We start from the raw sequence: 19029 nt of genomic DNA on the forward strand, positions 1-19029 counted from the left end.
ATGCCGACAGCCGGATTCCCCCAGTCTGCCAGGGATTGATTAAAATCAGAGAGGCGTTATTCTTTCGAGATACCCGGATTTTCCAAGTAGATCACTGCCATTAGAAAGTATTAGGAAAGAACATGAAAAAAGGAGAACCATGTGTGGGATGGTTCTCCTTTTTCCTGTTTAACCTTTGGAAGCAACGGCATTTTCAGGTGCCTGTGCAACTTTTTTTATAAAAAAGGAAAGCACGAGGCTGACAAGACCGATGATCATGATGGCAAAATAAGTATCGCCGATTCCCTGAATGGAGGCTTCCATCATCATATGGGCTTGTGTTTCCCCTGCAGATCCGCCAGCCATCATATCCTGCAGGTGGTCTTTCGTCCGGTTCGTCATGATGGTGATGAGCAGGGAGGTTCCAATCGCTCCCGCCACTTGCCTTGCGGTATTGGAAATGGCCGTGCCATGTGCATGAAGGCTTGCGGGAAGCTGGTTCAAACCGGCAGTCTGGATCGGCATCAGGAATAATGCCATCCCAATCCGGCGGCCGGCATACATCAAGATCAAATGGCTGTAGCTCGTCGAGTCCGTCAAATTGGTGAAAGTATAGGTCGTTCCCAAAATGATCGCAATCCCGATGATGGAAAGCCATTTTGCGCCAAAACGGTCAAATAGCTTTCCGACAGCAGGACTCATCAATCCCATCAAAAGGGCTCCCGGAAGCATCAGGACTCCAGCTTCCAAAGCGGTGAAGCCGCGGGCATTCTGAAGATAAAGCGGAAGAAGGATCATATCCGCATACATGACAATCGTGATCACACAGTTAATGATCGTCGTAAGCGAAAACATATTGAACTTGAACGCCCTCAAATCAAGGAACGGATCTTCAGCTGTCAACTGCCTCCGGGTAAATAGTCCGACCGCAATCAAACCGACCGTTAACATTACGATGACCACCGGGCTGCCCCATCCTTCACTTCCAGCTTCACTGAAACCATAAAGAAGTGCACCGAATCCTATGGTGGAAAGAATCAAGCTGATGACATCAATCTTGCTCATAGTGGTATCTGAAACATTTTTCAGGAAGATATAACCACAGATGATTATGATCAAAATGAATGGAATCATTCCGTAAAATAATGTCTGCCATGGATAAACATCAAGTACGTATCCCGCCAATGTAGGTCCGATGGCAGGAGCGAAAATGATCGCAAGTCCGACCGTCCCCATCGCAGTCCCTCTTTTTTCAGGAGGGAAGAGCGACAATACCACATTCATCAGCAAAGGCATTGTAATTCCCGTCGAAGCTGCCTGTATAAGCCTTCCAGTCAGCAAGACTGAAAAACTCGGGGCAGCAGCGGATACAATTGTACCGATCAGGAATATCACCATGGATGTCTGGAACAGCTGCCGGGTTGTGAACCGCTTCATTAGAAACCCAGTGACCGGGATGAGCACCCCGTTTACAAGCATATACCCCGTTGTCAGCCATTGCCCTGTAGAGGCATCAATATTAAAAGCTTCCATTAACTTAGGAAGGGCGACAGTCATTGTCGTTTGGTTAAAAATCGTGAAAAAGGCACCAAGGATCATGATAGTCATAATCGGGCCTTTTCTCAGTGAACTGCTGTCTGTTGCTGCACTGTGACTCAATTTCATTCTCCTCTCAATCAGTTGCAAACTTAATTTACAGTATGTAGTATAGTTGACAACGCATAAATTATATTATAAAAGTAAAAAATCGACCCGACAACCTACAGTAATTGATAATCTGTCAATTAGTTTACGAATCATTCATATATGTAGTTTAATTGAGTAAAATAAGACAGATTTATTCAGGTAGTCTATTTTGTTTAAAGAGAGGGAAGAAATGGGAAATGGATAAACATTCAAAACATATCGATCCAAGGATTCTCCGGACCAGACAGTTGCTTAAGGATGCATTTGTCGATTTGCTGCAGGAAACAGATATTGAAAAATTATCAGTAAACCGCCTGGCGGAAAAGGCGACAATTAACCGTGTCACGTTTTACCTTCACTATAAAGACATCTCTGATATGCTGGAAAAAATGGCCGCCGAGATGATACTGGAAGTTTCTGCAGTATTAGGAAAGCCGGAAGCCAACCAATCATCGAATGATGAAGAGAACATGAAAATGCTGGAAAGGTTCCTTGAACATATTGCCGGGAATGCAAAGTTCTACAAAACCATCCTGGCTTCCAGGGGCATCCCGATATTTAAGGAACGTTTGCTGAATTTCCTGAGCGAATGGCTTGTCCAGAGGATCGACAGCCGAAGCAATGATTCGTTTGTGAAAAGTGCCGGGATCCAGAAGGAAATTCTGTTATGGTATGACGCAGCAGCTGTGATAGGGACGGTCGAAGCCTGGCTGCGGAATGATATGCCGTATACACCAGCATATCTGGCTAGACAGTTTTATTTAATTCATAAAAGAGGGCTGGACAATGAAAGTTCAAATAATTGACTGTCAGTTTACTTATAGCTAAAATGTTTCCTGAGGTAAACATTCAGTAGAAGGAGTCCATTCAATGGTAGACTTTTTTCAACAATTCAATCCAATTACACAGGCATTCATTGCTACATTATTTACCTGGTTGATGACCGCGTTGGGAGCATCACTTGTATTCGCCACGAAAACGATGAACCAGCGATTATTGGACAGCATGCTGGGATTTGCCGGCGGTGTCATGATTGCGGCCAGTTATTGGTCTTTACTCGGTCCCGCAATCGAATTGTCAGAAGATAACCCGCTGGGAACCTGGTTTCCGGCTGCGGCAGGCTTCTTGTTAGGCGGCATTTTTCTATGGGGAATCGATAAGGTCCTGCCTCATCTTCATCCCAATAGTCCTCTTAGCGGCGCGGAAGGCTATCATACCAGACAACGAAAAAGAAGCACCTTGCTGGTCCTGGCCATCACACTTCATAATATCCCCGAAGGCCTTGCCGTCGGGATAGCGTTTGGGGCTTTGGCCAATGGAGGAGCAGAGGCATCACTCGCAGGAGCCGTCACTCTGGCGCTGGGAATCGGGATCCAGAATTTCCCCGAAGGCCTGGCAGTTTCCATGCCGCTTCGGGGAGACGGGATGTCACGCAGAAAAAGCTTTTTCTACGGACAGTTCTCAGGTATGGTCGAACCGATTGCGGCCGTCATAGGCGCGCTGGCAGTTGCCTTCTTCGAGCCTTTGCTGCCTTATGCCTTGAGCTTTGCAGCGGGGGCGATGATATTCGTCGTCGCGGAAGAAGTTATACCGAGTTCACAAGAAAATGGCCACAAGGACCTGGCATCCATGAGCTTGATGGTTGGGTTCGTCCTGATGATGATTTTGGATGTGGCATTGGGGTAGAATTTTCATTGTTATGGCACCGAGGATTGGATTCCACGGTGTCTTTTTTTGTTGGCCGGGTAATGAAGTGATTAGTTTGGAGGGGGATTTGCAGGGGAGTGGAGCCTGGTTGGCGGAGAAGTGTAGGAATAGGATGTGGATTTGTAGGTGAGTTGGGGTCAGATGGCGGAAAAGTGTATGAATGCAGGACGGATTTGCAGGTGAGTGTTGGCCAAATGGCGAAGATGTGTATGAATGAGCGGTTTATTTGTAGGCGAGTTGAGCTCTAATACCGAAGATATGTTTAACGGTTCTCTTTCAGTTGAGTGTATTCAATGTTCCAGAGTCAAGCATCAGTAATCAACTAAATTACTAATATATTGTTGCCAAGCGGGGATCCCCCGCAAAGAGATGGCAGTAAGGGGGAGAGTAAATGGCGATTGAAATGGTGGAGTTAAATAATGAATCATTGGAAGAGAGGGGCTGCTACTGCCTTCGAAGCAAGCCCAAGTCAGCTGGTTATCTTAATAAAAATGAGTGGCTTTCCGAGAGGTTCCAAGAGGGAATGAAGTACATAAAAATAACCGAGAATTATAAGCAGGCAGGTTTCATCGAATATACGCCAATTGAATTTTCTTCGAGGGTCGTGTATGGCGAGAATTATTCTGTCATCCATTGTTTGTGGGTAAGTATTCCAGGTCAGGGATATGCCACGAAACTGATCCAAAAGTGTATCCAGGATGCCAGGGAACAGCATAAAGATGGGGTTATTGTCATAACAAATCCCGAAACTTCCTGGACACCGAGCAAAGAAATTTTTATGAAAAATGGATTTTTGGAAGTCGATCAAGCACCATATGGTTTTCAATTGTTTGTCCATAAATTCGGTAATTCCGCAGATCCTTACTTTCCAACTGATTGGGAGGAGAGGCTTGAAACATTCACAGAGTTGACAATTCTGCGCACCTGGCAGTGTCCTTTCATTGAGGCAGCGACCGATAATATAATGGAAGGCGCAGGGAAATTAGGGATAAAGCCTGAAGTGATAAACATGAATAACAGGGAAGAATTACTAAGGCTGTCGCCGACTCCTTATGGTGTATACGGTGTGGTTTATAAAAGAAAATTGGTGTCTTTTCATAGACTCACGGTTCACTCGGCAATGAAACGTTTGAAAGAATTAGAATTGCTGTAACGCAAAAAGAGACATCCGATCCAGGATGTCTTTACTATCGTCATCATCATCGATCATAAAATGAAGGAAGTGCCGTGCACCGAAAAACCACCCTTTACAGAACCGGCATTTGATTTGCGGACCTGTGCGGATGAGGGGCTGTCCAAACCTGAAAAGCTATTTTCACCTCTCTTTCTATTAATAATGTATGAAAGAATAAGAAAAGTGCTTGGACAAACAATCGAAAATAGTAAATGAAGGCTGTTTTCGCATATATTGTTGCTTTCGGTACAAAGGTTTTACTCTCAAAAAAGAACGAGCAGCTCTTTTCTTTCCTTCTCACATGGGTTTTTCCGACGATATACCAATTTATATTGAATAGCAACAAAGTTTACGAAAAGAGCCTAAATGAAACAACCGCTTGCATTCACTGCCAGCGGTTGCTTTTAAAAAATCTATCAGTTCATTTTTTCAAGGAATTCCGTCTTGAAAATATCGAGAAGATATTCGAGAGTAATAGGATCACTATATGTAATCGCTTTTGTATCAAGCTCGATCACCCTGTTATTTTTTACAGCGGGGATTGTCTTCCATGTCTCTGTCTCAAGGAATGAACCATCACCATCCTGGTTTTTGCTCAACACGATGTAATCGCCGGAGAACTCTGGGAGAAGCTCATGGCTTAATGTGTAATAGCCGGGTTCCAGCGCATTTTCTTTTACCTTTTCAGGCATTTCCAGCTTCATTGTTTGATAGAGCAATTCCGTTCCTCTTGCCCAGTTGTTCCCGAAGACATAGGCTGACTTTGCATCATATTCGAAAACGGAGACAGTGGCGTCCTTACCGATTTTTTCTTTAATCGCAGCGCCGGTTTCTTCTGCACGTGCAGTAAAGTCTTTCACCCAGTCCTTTGCTTCCTGTTCTTTGTTCAGCAGCTTGCCGATTTCAACCTGCTGGGATAAGTAATCCAATTTTCCCCAGGTGAAAGCAACGGTGGGAGCAATTTCACTCATTTTATCAATGTTTTTGTTGTGGGATCCGACGATGATCAAATCAGGCTCAAGTTCAAGGATCTTCTCGATGCTCTCATCTGAGACGACCTCCACACCGTCAAGCTTATCTGTAAACAATGGATTTTTGTTTGTCCATTCATCAACGCCTACAATCCTGCCATCCAAAGCCAGAACATTGGGAGCGCTGGATAATGCTATGATACGGACAGGATCAGCAGGGACTTCGACGGGACCGCTTTCCGATTGATATGTAATCGTTTCTGAAGTTTCTTCAGCCTTTGATTCCTCAGCTTCAGCTTTTGTGGAATTGCCGCTGGAGGTTTCTGCTCCGCATGCTCCAAGAATGAATACAGCGAAGAGCAGGATGGTAAAAAGTATCTTTTTCACATTTGCTTCCCTCTTTCTAATTAATATTGATAATCATTATCATTACACCATTTAATATACTAACAATGATAATCATTGTCAATTAAAAGTTTGAATTTTTCTTTCAAAAGCAAGTAATCAATAAGGAAACCTAAACGTCTGGTTCATCGTCTAATCATAAAAAGAAATGAAGGCGGGATTACTGATGAAATACATAAAACCGTTTTTAGTCTGTGAGTGGATCACCATTATCGGAGCAACAACGGCAGCTTATTTTAAATTGGACTTACCCCTTTGGATATGCATCGGCATCGTTTTGCTCGGTGTGATCTTGACTCTGTACTTTTCTATCAAATTTGAAAAAGAGTCAGGCGGGGTGGTTGAAAAATGAAGACACCTGCCTTCTTTTTCGGAATTCTGCTGATGGTCATTTTCGGCGGAGGGTTTATGATCCGCTTTTTTCGCGATGGGGATTTTTATATAGCCGTGTTTACTGTGGGAGTCGCAGGCATCCTTTTAACGGCTATAAGCTTGTATCTTGCCAAAAAGCAAAGTCATATTGAAAACTGAGAGGGGATTATTGAAACCTGCTGGTCCTTTGAAACGTACTTACCTAATAAGGGGCATAGACAAATACTTTCTAGTCTGGGCGGATCACTCATTAAAGGGAAGATTCACTGGACAAGGAGCAGGAGAAATAAAGCCGGATTCCGTTTATCTTCCGTCTCATTTAGTTATTAAACTTAAAGGTACTCCTTTATATTATTTTGAGCACTTTGTACGGTTAAAGGAATCGTTTCCTTACAAGAAGAAGAAGGAGGATTTATGGAACGTATAATACTTAGCCGGTTAAATGAATTATATTGCATGAATTTTACTCACATGGAAGCAGTCACTGATGAAATGTTCAAATGTTATAGTAAACAAGGCATCTATTTTGCAAGAATGACAAACTACAAGACCTGCGAAGAACAACAGGAAGAAGTAGCATATACTGACTTTCTCTATGAACAAGGTTTTGGCACATCCAAGACAGTTTCTTCTCTAAACGGGAATGTGATTGAAAAAATAATTTTGGACAAGGAGGTTTTAGCCGTTCTATACAAGGCGGCTCCTGTTGTGCACCTGCCAAGAAAGGAATGGAATGCAGGGGTTTTCAAGAGGCTCGGAGCTCAAATCGGAAAGCTGCACAACTTGTCCCGACAATTTGAAAAAGCCTATCCAATTCGGTATATCAATGACTGGCATATGAATGATGAGTATTCTTTTTTTAAGTATATTCCGGAAGAAGAGCGGTCGATAAGGGATATTGCTGAAGAAGCAGTAAGTTCCGTGAAAAACCTCCCAAGGAATGATTCTGATTACGGTTTGCTCCATGGTGATATATGGCTGGGAAACGTTTTGATGGACAGCCGTTCGAATATGTCATTTATTGATTTTCAAGACTGTGAGAAGCATTTTTATCTATATGACCTTGCTGTCCCCATTTACAGCGCGCTGGAATATTCCTATGCAGGTGGAGGCAATATTAAGGATTATGGGCGTGAGATTACGGCGGCTGTAATTGAAGGATATATGAAAGAGAAGGAAATTCCGGCAGAGATGTTAAAGCATCTACCCCTGTTCATGAAATTGAAACAGCTGTTCGAGTACAGCTTGATGCATATGTATCTGGATCCTGAATCGCTGACAGAAGACCAGATAAGAATCATGAACCTGCAGCGAATGAGGTTGGAATTCAATCAGCCGATTCTAGCTTAATAACTTGAATTCTTGTAAAAAAACAAAGTCAAAAAGTAAACCATAAGCAAAGTAATAGGAGTGGTCGCGATTTTCTTTTCAGTAATAAAAATATGCATAGCTGTAATTGTAATGGCATTTTCAACCTACAGCCTTATCTTCAACCGTACATCCGACTTTCAACCATATATGTTAGTTCTTCTGGGTATCTTGATGCTGATGCTCGGAATAGATGAAGTGAAGGGGAAGATCAATTTTTCTTCTATTCTTTACTTCTCGACTTCGGCGTTCCTTATGTTTGTTTTCTTTTATACTTTATAAGATGGCTGAAATTTTCAACCTTTGGGATAAAAAAAATCTTTATCATAAGTATAAAAAAAGGGAAACTCCATATGGGAATTTCACCTGCCGTTCAATCATTCTAGAAAAATACGTTATTATAGGCATCATTCACCAGGTGGAAGTACCTTACCCAGATGAATATGGCTGCAGCTGCTGCAATAGCATTCAAACCGAAAGTCCAGCGGAGGTATTTCTTCTTAATTTGGTTCTCCTTTAAGGCGTCACTGGCCAATACCCAGTATGATGCGATAAAAAACGCAGCCAAACCGAGACCAAAGAGAATCCAGGTGTTAAATGCTTTTACATGCTTATCTAACACAGAAAGGCTTTCCTGCTTATCGCTGACATCAGCCACATGCGTCATTGGTCCGCTGAAACCATCATACATAACAAGCTGATTTTGTTCATTTACTTCAAACCTGACGAACTGAAAGTCGAGGATGGCATAAAGCGCGAGCAAGATCCCAAGACTGATGAAGAATGTCAATCCCCACGTACGTTTAGTTGACATGATCGATCACTCCCTTTCCAGATAGTGTTATCCTTATTATTCCAAACCTGGAGGATATGTCAATGGATTTTATGATAGAAAGAAAAACTGGTACGTTGATAGAATCCTGTTTATTAGGAGGTATGCAATGAAACAGAAGCTGAGAACGATAGTGGGTTTGCTGCTGCTCCTGATGACGGCGGCTTGTTCTCACGAAGAGGAGGACCTGCCTTCCCAAAAGAAGGTGGAATTCGAGGAGGGCGGCCAGCAATTCACGATTGTACCACTTTATGAAGAGTTCCTGGATTATTCAAAAAATGCAGAAGAGAATCCGGAGCTGAATAATAAGGGCGAACTCTTTACAAAAGTTATCCAGCCATTTCAAAGCTATATGAATGAAGAAGATGCCAGTTTGAGCGGCGGAATGGATTATACACCTTATTTTTATCCGACCAGGAAGGCAGAGGCTATAAAAGAAAATACAGCGGAACTTCTGGAACGCCAGGATGAAATCAATGAAATCATAAAGTCTGCCCTTGTAAAATCAGCCGGGAAATTATCCGGGGATAAAAAGACGATTGTGGTAAGGCCTGCGGATCCTGACGACTCCAGTGTCTCCTCCTATTTGAATGGTGCGGGAGCAGTGACAATCAGTAAAGATGTCATCCTCCTTATGCTGGCGCCTGAGTTCGAAAAAGAGATGCTGGAATATGTGGTCGCCCATGAATATCACCACTCCATTTTTCTCGAAGTGGATCCAAAAGGTGTGAATCTATTAAACAGCATTGTTTTTGAAGGAAAGGCAGAATCCTTTGCTGTTTCTGTCTTCCCTGGTGTGGCTGCCCCTTGGACAGAGCCTATGGAACCTGAAGAAGAGAAAGCCGTCCTAGAATACCTAAGGAATAACAAGGATTCAACCAGCTCAGAGATTTATTTTGAATTCCAAGAAGGCAGTTTTAAGAAAGGAATTCCTATGTGGGCGAATTACAAAATGGGCTTTAAGATTACTGAAAGCTTCCTGAAAAATCATCCGGAAGTGCCTGTTGGGGAATGGACCACCATGACCGGGGATGAAATAGTCCGGGGCAGCGATTACCCAGACCTTCTTGAAAACGAAATACAGTCCCGGGAGGAGTGATGAAGCATGAAGGAAAAATTCAGCAAATCATCAGCTATATCCAGCGTCATTTGTGCCTTAACCTTATTCCTTTCTTATGAGCTTGCCCCTGACAATCCAGAAGGAACCATAGTCATTATGTTACAGGTGCTTTTTTTTACGTCAATCATCACCGGCATCCTAAGCTTGATTTTCAGTATCATGGCACACAAACGTAAAGAATCTGGGTTCCTAAAGAACATTGCACCACTGATCCTGATTATGATCCTTTTGATCATTGCACTATCCATCGCAGGGATAATTGTTAGTTTTATGTAAAGGCGGATAAGAATTGCGGCTATTTCCTGGAAGGCTTTGATAGATTCAAATAAACCGCTTTTTTTAAATGAAGGCTGTTTTCGCATATCTTGTTGCTTTCGGAAAAATCCCAAGAGCCGGATTTTTCCCCTGTAGACAAAGTTTTTACTCTCGAAAAAGACGAGCAGCTCTTTTCTTTCCTTCTCACATGGGTTTTTCCGGCGTTATACCAGGATAGTAGTTGAAATTTATATTGAATAGCGATGGTCTGATGATTTACCAATAGCCGCAAGTAGGGCGATGACTGCTTCCGGGACACTGAGAAAAGGAGATTATTAAAGATGTTTGGATTCGTTAAAAAGCAAAAACTAGTGAAAGATGATTTGAAAGGAAGGGCAAGATTAATGTACGAGGACGTGTCCAAGGACCCTTGGGACCAGGAAAACCTGACGAAAAGGAATTTGGATTACAGCCTGGAAAGCCTTAGGATAGTGGATGCGTATATTATGAGGTTAAAGAACAGGGAGTATGATAGTGACCTGCTGTATGACCACTTCCAAAACTTTGTTTCCCGCATCGGTGCTTATACTGGGGAAGTGATCAAAAGGAGGCTAGATCGGGATTTTCAATGGTATGAGGCTCAATCTGTGATTCGGCATACATCCAATCATGCCGTAAAAGGACTTGAAAGAGAGAGCGAAACGGTCCTTTATTCGAAAGCAATGGATGAAGTGATTTCACCTTTGAGTACCGTTTCGCAATTTTTAAAAGGGGATTCATACTACAAAAGCCTGCTTGCATTCGTTGAGGACATGGTGAATGGAAGGTAAGATCTCGGCTGACGCAAGTTATCAAAATGCCGAAAGTTCGTTATACTAAAAGTAATAATCGTAAGGGGGAATGAAGATGACAAGCAGCCAGCAGATAAATGACAAGTCACTGTCTCCGGAACAGCGGGAAGACCTACTGAATGCATTAAAAACCCGGTTTGAGAAAAACATGCATCGGCATGAAGGGATGGAATGGGAGGACGTTCAGGCAAAACTGGAAGCAAGCGGCGGTAAATTATGGTCTTTAAGTGAAATGGAGAGGACGGGCGGTGAACCCGATGTTGTCCAGTATGACGAAAAGACGGGTGAGTACACTTATGTCGACTGTTCAGCAGAAAGCCCAAAAGGCCGCAGGAGTGTGTGCTATGATCGCGAAGCATTGGAATCAAGGAAGAAACATAAGCCGGAAACCAGCGCAGTCGATTTGGCGGTTTCAATGGGGATTGAGCTTTTGACAGAAGACCAATACCGCGAATTGCAAAAGCTGGAAGCCTTTGATAAAAAGACGTCCAGCTGGGTTCAGACTCCGGATGACATCCGGGGACTTGGCGGAGCACTATTTTGCGACTACCGCTTCGGCAATGTTTTCGTCTATCATAATGGCGCAGATTCCTATTATGCTGCGAGGGGATTCCGGGGTGCACTGAAGGTCTGATCGTTTTAACAATGTTTGTGCTGGAGAAAAGTTCTCCAGCTTTTCTTTATATAAGGCTGTTTTCACATATATTGTTGCTTTCGGAAAAATCCCAGGTGCCGGATTTATCCCCTGTATTCAGAGGTTTTTCTCTAGAAAAAAGAACGAGCAGCTCTTTTCTTTCCTGCTCACAGGGGTTTTAACGGGGATTTACCAGGATATTATTTAAAATTTATATTGAATAGCAACAAAGTTTTCGAAAAGAGCCTTATAAAATCATAAAAAGGAGTAATGAGATGAAAAATTTTATGGAATTAACGGTTGGGATCGGTCCAGCTGAGTCAGTGTCGTTAATTTTGGGGGATGCAGAAATGAAAGAATCCCTGGTTTTTCAGGACTATAAAGTAGCCAATGGCGACGGAAAAGAGGAACAAGCCATCGCAATCCTGGTTTTTGAAAAATATTTTTTCAGGAACAATAGTTCCGCCTCCCTTACGGTCACAGTCAGTAACTTTGAAGGCGAGACGACCATCAAATGCATATCCACTGGAAACGGCGCTGGAATCTTCAATATTGGATGGGGAGCTGGCAAGAGTTTCATGAAGCCGATCAGGAAAACCTTGGAGTCCCATATTCTGGAGGTTAAGGAAGATTCATAGATTCATTAAAAAGGAGCCTAGTAAATGCGTGTAAAGAAAATCAGGGGCCTAAAACGAAAAAAGAAGAAATTAATGGAACGAATTGTGCAGCATACGGAAGAGTTTCCTGATCATTTCATCAATAATCACTGGAATGCAGCTTTGCCGGCATCTCAGTGTTTCATTTCTTCTCCTAAAACACCTTTCAAAGTAAAGAAAGAATGCATTGAAACGATGATTAAAAGAGTGGAACATCTAATTAGCATCAAGCCTCATTCAAATGAAGAACTGCGAGTGGTGGCAGCGATTGATCTGCCTGCAATGTGGAATTCACAAATGATCGTGTTTCAAGGCAGTACATACTTTAATTGCTTCTTTGATAGGGATAGTGAGGATTAGAGGTGGATTCCTCTTTCAACTGACAGAGATTTTGAAAGAGAATGGCATGTCGATATTCCCCCGGTTTTGAATTGTAAAGGATATCTAGAATTGATTAAAGATGAAGGTGTTATATACGAAAGGGAAATATGGTTTATAGGTGAATTATAATATTATTATGTAAACATAAAAATGAAAGTGGGTCTTTCAATGAAACACAAAGTGAAGTCGACTTTCAACAAGTTGGCAAGCATTTATGAGAATTCAATTGATACGGATGGCTTATATAATATCGAGTATGAAAGACCAGCGATGATGAACATGATATCAGAGGATTTACAGGAAAGAAAGGTACTCGATGCAGGCTGTGCAGCTGGATGGTATACTAAACAGCTAATCGACAGGGGAGCAGAAGTGACGGCGACGGATATCAGTCCGGAAATGGTGGACTCCGCGAAGAGGCGAACAGGGGATAAGGCAGAAATCTTGTGCATTGATTTGGATTCTGATCTTCCTTTTGAAGAGAACAGCTTTGATTTGATTGTAAGCTCACTGACTCTTCATTATATTAAAGATTGGACAGGAGTCTTCAGTGAATTTCGAAGGATCCTTAAACCTGGAGGAGAATTCTTGTTTTCTGTACACCATCCCTTGACAGACCTAAGACTGTTGAAGGAACCTCACTATTTTTCAACCGAGTTGATTATAGACAAATGGAAAAAACAAGGCAGAATCCATGAAGTCCCATTTTACAGAAGGCCGCTTCATGACATCTTTAATATGACAATCAACTATTTTTCAATTGAAGAAGTTTTAGAACCAGAACCCACCGCTATGCTCAAACGGATCTCGCCCGAAAGCTATGATAAATTGATGACGGCCCCACAATTTTTGATAGTGAAAGCCAGAAGGTGAAAGGCTGCAAAATAAAAAAACAGCAAGCCAGCTGTTTTTTTTAATGTATATTTATCATTTTTATGAATGTTTATCAGCCAGCCTATTGATGGCAGTAACCAATTCATCTGTATTTCCTTCAAATAAATGAAAGTTAAGAGAAGAACGGAGCTTCTCGGTTTGAAATTTTTCATTTTTCTCCTGCTTGAACTCAGCAGACCAATGGATGGCAGGAATGGAAACAATGAAGCGGTTGTCTGGCGTCAGGAACAAGAAAACCTCTGCAGACTTATTGCCTGAAATTGTAATCTTTTCATATGAGGAAATCATGTCGTCACCATCTTTCTTGAATATATCACTCATTTTAATAGAGTATACCATTATTTTCATCTGATTTAAAGCGATAGACCGAGGGTTCCCAGAGTATTTCTCCTTAAATGAATACCGAAGAAAAGAATGAAAGTACAGTTATCGGCAATACATTCTGTGGAAAAATAAGGTTTCCAGGAAGTGAAGGGAAAAGTTTTTCTTCACTCCCGAAAAGTTCCTTGAAGTTGAATATTTTTAAATAACCTATTACAGTTGCGAGCGGATCCAAGGAATATAGTAATTTTTTCAGGCATCTTTAAATAGATATATAGTAATAAAAAAAGAGGTAATAGAAGGAGATTTATAGAAATCTTTGAATGATTGAAAAGAGAAAAGGAGTCCAAAATGTGAGCGATCTAATTATCCCGGCCTTAATTGCTTTTGCAGCTGTTACAATACTATCTCCATTATTAATAAGTGTCCTGAAGAAATTAAAACTCCTGCAGCCGATAAGAAAAGAACTTCCTTCAGACCACCAGTTGAAAAAAGGAACTCCGCTAATGTTCGGCATGATTCTATTCATCGGGGTCATCATTTCCCTTATAGTCTATCCAAGCCCATTAATGTATTTCCTGGCTGTCGTTTATATTTTATTTAGTTTTATAGGGTTTCTGGATGATTTTTGGAAAGCATCCCGCCAGGATCCTGGAGGAGTATCCGGGAAGACCAAACTGATGTTTCAATTTGTATTTACAGGTTCCCTGCTCTTCTATGTCATCACGGTATTAGGGGTGGATACGAGTATTGGAATTTTTAATGAAGTCTCCTTGAATTTACATATGGCGGTGTATGTCATCATCATTACTTTATTTGTCGTAGGTTCCGCAAATGCGATAAATTTCACCGATGGTTTAGACGGGCTGCTGGGGGTTGTTGCCATCCCAACGTATTTTTTCTTTTTTATTGTTTCAGACAAGGCAGAGGTTCAGGTTTTCAGCTTAATCATGATCGGTTGTTTACTCGGCTTCCTCATTTATAATATATATCCAGCCAAAGCTTTTATGGGGGATACGGGATCATTGGCAATAGGAGGGTCGCTTTCCTTTCTTGCGGTTATAGAAAAAGTTGAAATACTCATTCCTGTACTGTTCTTTATTTACTTTGCTGAACAGCTTTCGGTTATCTTACAAGTTTCGTTCTACAAAATTACTGGTAAGCGCATCTTCAGAATGACCCCGATTCATTATCACTTTGGATTGAAATACGGATGGTCCGAAACCACAATCGTAACGGCATTTGGATTCATTTCATGGATTTGTACCTTCATATGTTTAGCCTATTGGAGATTTTTTCTATATCTATAAACGAAACGATAATGATCCCAATGACCATGAGTGGTAGCCAAGCAATGAACACCAAGAAGAATGACCAGTGCCGGTAATCTGCCGTTAGAAATAAGGAACTGGCAATCAATGCCCCGACAATCAAATAAATGAAAATAATTTCCATTTATCAGAACTCCTTTATTTATAGTATAGAAAGGAATATCTGAAGAAGTTCTGCTTTTGGGCAAAATAACTATGCTGATTATAAAAAGCTGTTTTCTCATGGCTGCTTTTGAACAAGAGAGAACAGAACTTTTCTTATTTGCTCACTGGAATAGAAATTAGAAAAAAACGGTCTTTAGCCTGGAGATTCTTTTTTTTGTTTCTGTCCCGGAGATATATGAGGTTTTGCTTTCAGGTCATTTTTTATATAGAGCATCTGTAATATTGTTTAGTAGAAAAAAAGTGGAAAATACCACCAACTTATAAATCAGAGATACATAGCACACTTAAAGTTGTGTTTAGTGGAGGAATAATTTAGCATAGACTATGTTAGTTCTTTTTACCTATTATTTTATAGTAATAGAGAACTATAAAAACTCTTTGAGGAGATGCTTAATGGATAATAAAATGGAGCTGCTCAATCATAGGAATAAGCTGCTGGTGAAGCTCTGCTGGTTCTCTATTGGCTTAAGTTTATTGATTAACCTTTCAAGCCAGAATGGATGGCAAATATTAGCCATCATAGCCGGAGTGGGCGGATTTTTTACATTAATCAGCACCATTATGGCTTGGAAAGAAACTGGCGTTAAGTATGTTATGTATGTGTTGATTTTTACATTGACTTTGATTACTTTCTTCATGGTCGAATCCAATCCCCATATTCTCACCTATTTGATGGTTTTCTACAACTTAGCAGTCATTTCGATGTACCAGCAGGTTAAACCCATCATACTGATCGGCGTGTTGCAAATCGCTTTATCAATCTTGTTTTTTGTACGGCATGGAAATGAAATGTTCCCTGACTACGGTGTCTCAGGGCTGGTATCCTTGATCTTGTACATAGTGTTGGTTGCATCCTTCCTTATATTCCAGGCAAACTTGAATGCCAAATTACAGCACACCTCATTACAGAATGAAAAAGACGCTGTGGCAGCAAAAGAAAAAGCAGAGGGAATGATCATTCAAGTTAGAAACTCACTCGATTCATTGCGTTCCTTCAGTCATGGCTTAAAGGAAAACATAACGGTTTCGGGAAGAATCTCTACCGATGTCACTTCAACTTTCAATGAAATGGCAGCATCCATTGAGCACCAGGCGGAAAGTGTCTCGGACATCAACCACTTTGTGGCAGAGAGCAATGGCAGGGTGAATGAAGTCTTAGAGGGTTCCATTGCAATGAAAACCCTGACGGAATCTTCTGTTGAAGTGTCGAGAGAGGCTGCTGAAAAAGTCGACAGCCTGCATGCAGAAATGCAAAATCTAACCGGAATCATGGACCAAACGAAGAATACGATGAATCAGTTGGACCAGGATACTGATAAAATCAGTGAAATCGTCCAGGTCATCAACAATATTTCTGAACAAACCAACCTGCTTGCTTTGAATGCAGCGATTGAGGCAGCAAGGGCTGGTGATCACGGCAAAGGCTTTGCAGTAGTGGCCGATGAAGTTAGAAAACTTGCCGAAGATTCAAAAGGGTCAACAGAACAAATCACTGCAATATTAACCAAAATCCAGGCAAATACCAGCAGCGCTGTACATCAAGTTGCAAGTGGTACAACCGCGGTAACCAGCAGTCAGGAAAACACCACCAAGATAAAGAGTGTCCTTGAACTTGTCAACAGCAACGGCCAGCAGGTCTTGGAGCAAGCAGGAAAAATAGATCAATTGGTCCAAACCCTTCAAGCATCCTCCTCGAAAACAACAGAAGAGGTCAACGCTGTCTCCTCTGTAACCGAACAAACCGCTGCAGGAGTAGAAGAAGTACTGGCCAGTGTAGAAGAACAAAACAATAAAACAAGCGAAATTGTAAATAATTACAATACACTTGAAGAGTCGATCCAGTCATTATACGGCGTTGTTAGAAATTCGTAATGCAGGAGATTTTGTTCGTAAACTTAGTTTTGATTTTAAAAAGGTCAATTCCTATATCATGTAAAAATCATTGGAAATGAATTTTCAAATGTATGGGGAAAACCCTGGGTTACGGATTGCTTTGAAAGCAACAACCAGAGCTAGGTGAAATTCTGACAAATCTATATACTTGGGCACATCGAAAGTTGATGTGCTTTTTTTGTTTGGTCTAGTTTAGGCAGTATCGTTGTTGGGCGATTCTTATGGAAGTATAGCGGTTGTGGAGAGAGGGGCTATGGCTGCGTGGAGTGGTGGGGTAGTCGGAAACGATGTCGTCATAGAGTGTCTATGGCTGCATGGAATTGATTTTAGCTGGAAATCGATGTGGTCAAAGAGGATCTATGGCTGCATGGAGGTGGTCTTAGCCGGGAATCGATGTGGTCAAAGAGGGTCTATGGAGGCATGAAATTGGTTCTAGATGGAAATCGATGTGGTCAAAGAGGTTCTATGGCTGCATGGAATTGGTTTTAACTGGGAATCGATGTCGTCATAGAGTGGCTATGGCTGCGTGGAATTGATTTTAGCTGGAAATCAATGTGTTCATAGAGTGACTAAGACAGCATGGATGAATCGACTGCCTCAAAGAGGATAAAAGGCAGAGCTGGAGAATTACCCGCCGAAAAAAAACAAACTAAATTTTTGACAAAGTGACAACGTGTCATATACAATAAACCTATCATCAAGTGACACGTTGTCATAATCATGGAGTGAGCTTATGCCAAATGCGACTTTTTTTAACTTGACAGAAATTAAGCGGAAAATATTGATACAAGCAGCAGAGAAGGAATTCTCTCGGGTTCCTCTGCATGAGGCATCGATTTCGAATATAGTGAAGGCTGCGGGAATTCCGAGGGGCAGTTTTTATCAATATTTCGAAAATAAAGACGATCTTTATTTCTATTTACTGGACGAAAAGTTGAAAGTGGGAAAAGAACATTTCCTGAAAAAATTGACTGAACATAATGGGGATATTATTGAAGCTTTCATAGACATGCATTATCAGTTCCTGGTGATGATGCCTGACGAGGAAGAGGAGAACTTCATAAAAAATGCATTATTGTATGCGACGCATAAAGTGGAGAATTCTTTTACTTATCTGGCTGATTCCTCTGAGGACCAAAATCACTTTAACAAAATGATGAATTTAATCGATAAACAATCCATCAACGTGAATAGTGATAATGACTTGAATCTGATCCTGCAAATCATTGCCGCTGTCGCATTTCATAATTTAATCGAAAAGTTATCGAAACGGTTATCGGATGAAGAGGCAATCAAGAATCTGCGAGTTCAGATGGATTTAATCAAATTCGGAATATACAAGAAGTAATTGTTGCCGTAATGTTCCTGGTACGTAATAATAGGAGGAATGTAAAATGACTGTTACAGTGTATGGCCGCACCTGCAGATCTACTAAAAGAGCAAAGCAGTGGTTGAAAGATAATGGGATTCCATTCGTGGAACGGAATATTGTGCAAGAACCCATAACCGCCAGTGAAATGCACAATATCTTACATATGACTCAGGACGGAACCGATGAAATCCTGGCAACCCGGTCACAACTCTACAAGGACCTGGATGTAAATCTGGATGAACTTTCTCTTAATGAGCTGCTGGAGATCATCAATGAAAATCCCAAGCTCCTTAAAAGTCCGATACTCGTCGATGAAAAGCGGATCTTATCTGGGTTCAGCGAAGATATACGCCAATTCCTTCCGAGGAAATCCCGCCTGAACTGGAGAATGAAAAACGTTGATTCATGGGATTTGATTGATTGGGGAGTCTAAAGCGATTAATAAAATCCAACAAAGGCTTGTCTGAGGACGAGTCTTTTTTATTTAGATATCTTTTTGAGAATCTTATGTTTTCATGAGGGGGTGTACACTGCCTTGTAAAAGACAATTGCTTTGAAGAGGAGTTTCCCTATTGCAAAAACCTACCTTTACCCAAAGTAAACCTGGCTACCAAGTTGTAAGATTAGCATGTAACGTGCCGCTACCCCGAGCAAACCCAGCT

General features: G+C 41.5%; 21 protein-coding genes and 2 pseudogenes. 18 read left to right on the forward strand and 5 right to left on the reverse strand.

Annotated elements, in window-relative coordinates:
* Positions 1-168 precede the first annotated feature (168 nt).
* The gene (locus D3H55_RS05035; RefSeq protein WP_240628488.1) at positions 169-1638 is read right to left on the reverse strand and encodes a DHA2 family efflux MFS transporter permease subunit; all 1470 of its coding nucleotides are present in this window, start codon (positions 1636-1638) and stop codon (positions 169-171) included.
* 224 nt (positions 1639-1862) lie between these two features.
* On the opposite strand from D3H55_RS05035, the gene D3H55_RS05040 reads away from it, so the two are divergent.
* The 3 genes from D3H55_RS05040 to D3H55_RS05050 all read left to right on the forward strand — a co-directional run bounded on the left by D3H55_RS05040 (position 1863) and on the right by D3H55_RS05050 (position 4525).
* Positions 1863-2471 carry a TetR/AcrR family transcriptional regulator gene (locus D3H55_RS05040; protein ID WP_119545819.1) on the forward strand — a complete coding sequence of 203 codons (609 nt, stop codon included), beginning with the start codon at positions 1863-1865 and terminating at the stop codon, positions 2469-2471.
* A gap of 64 nt (positions 2472-2535) precedes the next feature.
* Positions 2536-3351, forward strand: coding sequence for a ZIP family metal transporter (locus D3H55_RS05045; RefSeq protein WP_119545820.1), 816 nt, complete (start codon positions 2536-2538; stop codon positions 3349-3351).
* Between the two features lie 412 nt (positions 3352-3763).
* Positions 3764-4525, forward strand: coding sequence for a GNAT family N-acetyltransferase (locus D3H55_RS05050; RefSeq protein ID WP_119545821.1), 762 nt, complete (start codon positions 3764-3766; stop codon positions 4523-4525).
* A gap of 437 nt (positions 4526-4962) precedes the next feature.
* Here D3H55_RS05050 and D3H55_RS05055 read toward each other — a convergent pair whose 3' ends face one another.
* A complete protein-coding gene (locus tag D3H55_RS05055; protein ID WP_119545822.1) occupies positions 4963-5904 on the reverse strand; it encodes an iron-hydroxamate ABC transporter substrate-binding protein in 942 nt (313 codons plus the stop codon).
* 184 nt (positions 5905-6088) lie between these two features.
* Here D3H55_RS05055 and D3H55_RS05060 point away from each other — a divergent pair, with 184 nt between their 5' ends.
* From D3H55_RS05060 to D3H55_RS25465, 4 genes are all read left to right on the forward strand, one after another.
* Entirely contained in the window at positions 6089-6274 is a 186-nt protein-coding gene (locus D3H55_RS05060) for a hypothetical protein (RefSeq protein ID WP_119545823.1), read from the forward strand.
* Positions 6271-6453 carry a hypothetical protein gene (locus D3H55_RS05065; RefSeq protein WP_119545824.1) on the forward strand — a complete coding sequence of 61 codons (183 nt, stop codon included), beginning with the start codon at positions 6271-6273 and terminating at the stop codon, positions 6451-6453. Before D3H55_RS05060 ends, D3H55_RS05065 begins: the two co-directional genes overlap by 4 nt.
* Positions 6454-6708: 255 nt before the next feature.
* Complete coding sequence (locus D3H55_RS05075) at positions 6709-7644, forward strand: phosphotransferase enzyme family protein (RefSeq protein WP_119545826.1); 936 nt, start codon at positions 6709-6711, stop codon at positions 7642-7644.
* A 168-nt stretch (positions 7645-7812) separates the two neighbouring features.
* Positions 7813-7944, forward strand: coding sequence for a DUF3953 domain-containing protein (locus D3H55_RS25465; RefSeq protein WP_420808733.1), 132 nt, complete (start codon positions 7813-7815; stop codon positions 7942-7944).
* 100 nt (positions 7945-8044) lie between these two features.
* Here the strand turns inward: D3H55_RS25465 and D3H55_RS05085 are convergent, their stop codons facing one another.
* Positions 8045-8476: a hypothetical protein gene (locus tag D3H55_RS05085; protein WP_119545828.1), complete on the reverse strand. Its 432-nt coding sequence runs from the start codon at positions 8474-8476 to the stop codon at positions 8045-8047.
* A gap of 127 nt (positions 8477-8603) precedes the next feature.
* Here D3H55_RS05085 and D3H55_RS05090 point away from each other — a divergent pair, with 127 nt between their 5' ends.
* From D3H55_RS05090 to D3H55_RS05120, 7 genes and pseudogenes are all read left to right on the forward strand, one after another.
* Positions 8604-9593, forward strand: a complete 990-nt coding sequence (locus D3H55_RS05090) for a DUF2268 domain-containing putative Zn-dependent protease (RefSeq protein WP_119545829.1) — start codon at positions 8604-8606, stop codon at positions 9591-9593.
* 6 nt (positions 9594-9599) lie between these two features.
* Positions 9600-9890, forward strand: a complete 291-nt coding sequence (locus D3H55_RS05095) for a hypothetical protein (protein ID WP_119545830.1) — start codon at positions 9600-9602, stop codon at positions 9888-9890.
* Between the two features lie 320 nt (positions 9891-10210).
* A complete protein-coding gene (locus D3H55_RS05100) occupies positions 10211-10699 on the forward strand; it encodes a hypothetical protein (RefSeq protein WP_119545831.1) in 489 nt (162 codons plus the stop codon).
* A gap of 76 nt (positions 10700-10775) precedes the next feature.
* Complete coding sequence (locus D3H55_RS05105; RefSeq protein ID WP_119545832.1) at positions 10776-11354, forward strand: DUF4256 domain-containing protein; 579 nt, start codon at positions 10776-10778, stop codon at positions 11352-11354.
* A 275-nt stretch (positions 11355-11629) separates the two neighbouring features.
* Positions 11630-11992 (forward strand): DUF6054 family protein, encoded by a 363-nt coding sequence (locus D3H55_RS05110; RefSeq protein WP_119545833.1) that lies wholly within the window; start codon positions 11630-11632, stop codon positions 11990-11992.
* A 72-nt stretch (positions 11993-12064) separates the two neighbouring features.
* Positions 12065-12520, forward strand: a pseudogene (locus tag D3H55_RS05115) (DUF3916 domain-containing protein).
* A 39-nt stretch (positions 12521-12559) separates the two neighbouring features.
* Positions 12560-13264, forward strand: coding sequence for a class I SAM-dependent methyltransferase (locus tag D3H55_RS05120; RefSeq protein WP_119545834.1), 705 nt, complete (start codon positions 12560-12562; stop codon positions 13262-13264).
* A 60-nt stretch (positions 13265-13324) separates the two neighbouring features.
* Here D3H55_RS05120 and D3H55_RS05125 read toward each other — a convergent pair whose 3' ends face one another.
* Positions 13325-13606, reverse strand: a complete 282-nt coding sequence (locus D3H55_RS05125) for a YueH family protein (RefSeq protein WP_240628489.1) — start codon at positions 13604-13606, stop codon at positions 13325-13327.
* Positions 13607-13929: 323 nt separating this feature from the next.
* On the opposite strand from D3H55_RS05125, the gene mraY reads away from it, so the two are divergent.
* Entirely contained in the window at positions 13930-14916 is a 987-nt protein-coding gene (gene mraY / locus D3H55_RS05130) for a phospho-N-acetylmuramoyl-pentapeptide-transferase (RefSeq protein WP_119545836.1), read from the forward strand.
* On the opposite strand, the gene D3H55_RS23825 is transcribed toward mraY, so the two are convergent.
* Positions 14876-15061, reverse strand: coding sequence for a hypothetical protein (locus tag D3H55_RS23825; protein ID WP_136035641.1), 186 nt, complete (start codon positions 15059-15061; stop codon positions 14876-14878). The genes mraY and D3H55_RS23825 overlap by 41 nt on opposite strands.
* 1358 nt (positions 15062-16419) lie before the next feature.
* Between D3H55_RS23825 and D3H55_RS25470 the strand changes: the two are divergent.
* The 3 genes and pseudogenes from D3H55_RS25470 to D3H55_RS05145 form a co-directional block, all read left to right on the forward strand.
* Positions 16420-16974: pseudogene (locus tag D3H55_RS25470) on the forward strand (methyl-accepting chemotaxis protein); the annotation flags it as partial.
* 778 nt (positions 16975-17752) lie between these two features.
* Positions 17753-18343 (forward strand): TetR/AcrR family transcriptional regulator, encoded by a 591-nt coding sequence (locus D3H55_RS05140; protein ID WP_240628490.1) that lies wholly within the window; start codon positions 17753-17755, stop codon positions 18341-18343.
* A 46-nt stretch (positions 18344-18389) separates the two neighbouring features.
* A complete protein-coding gene (locus D3H55_RS05145) occupies positions 18390-18800 on the forward strand; it encodes a Spx/MgsR family RNA polymerase-binding regulatory protein (RefSeq protein ID WP_119545839.1) in 411 nt (136 codons plus the stop codon).
* The last annotated feature ends 229 nt before the right edge of the window (positions 18801-19029 follow it).

This window comes from Bacillus salacetis (genome assembly GCF_003581585.1).
In the GTDB taxonomy this organism is placed as follows: domain Bacteria; phylum Bacillota; class Bacilli; order Bacillales; family Bacillaceae_B; genus Rossellomorea; species Rossellomorea salacetis.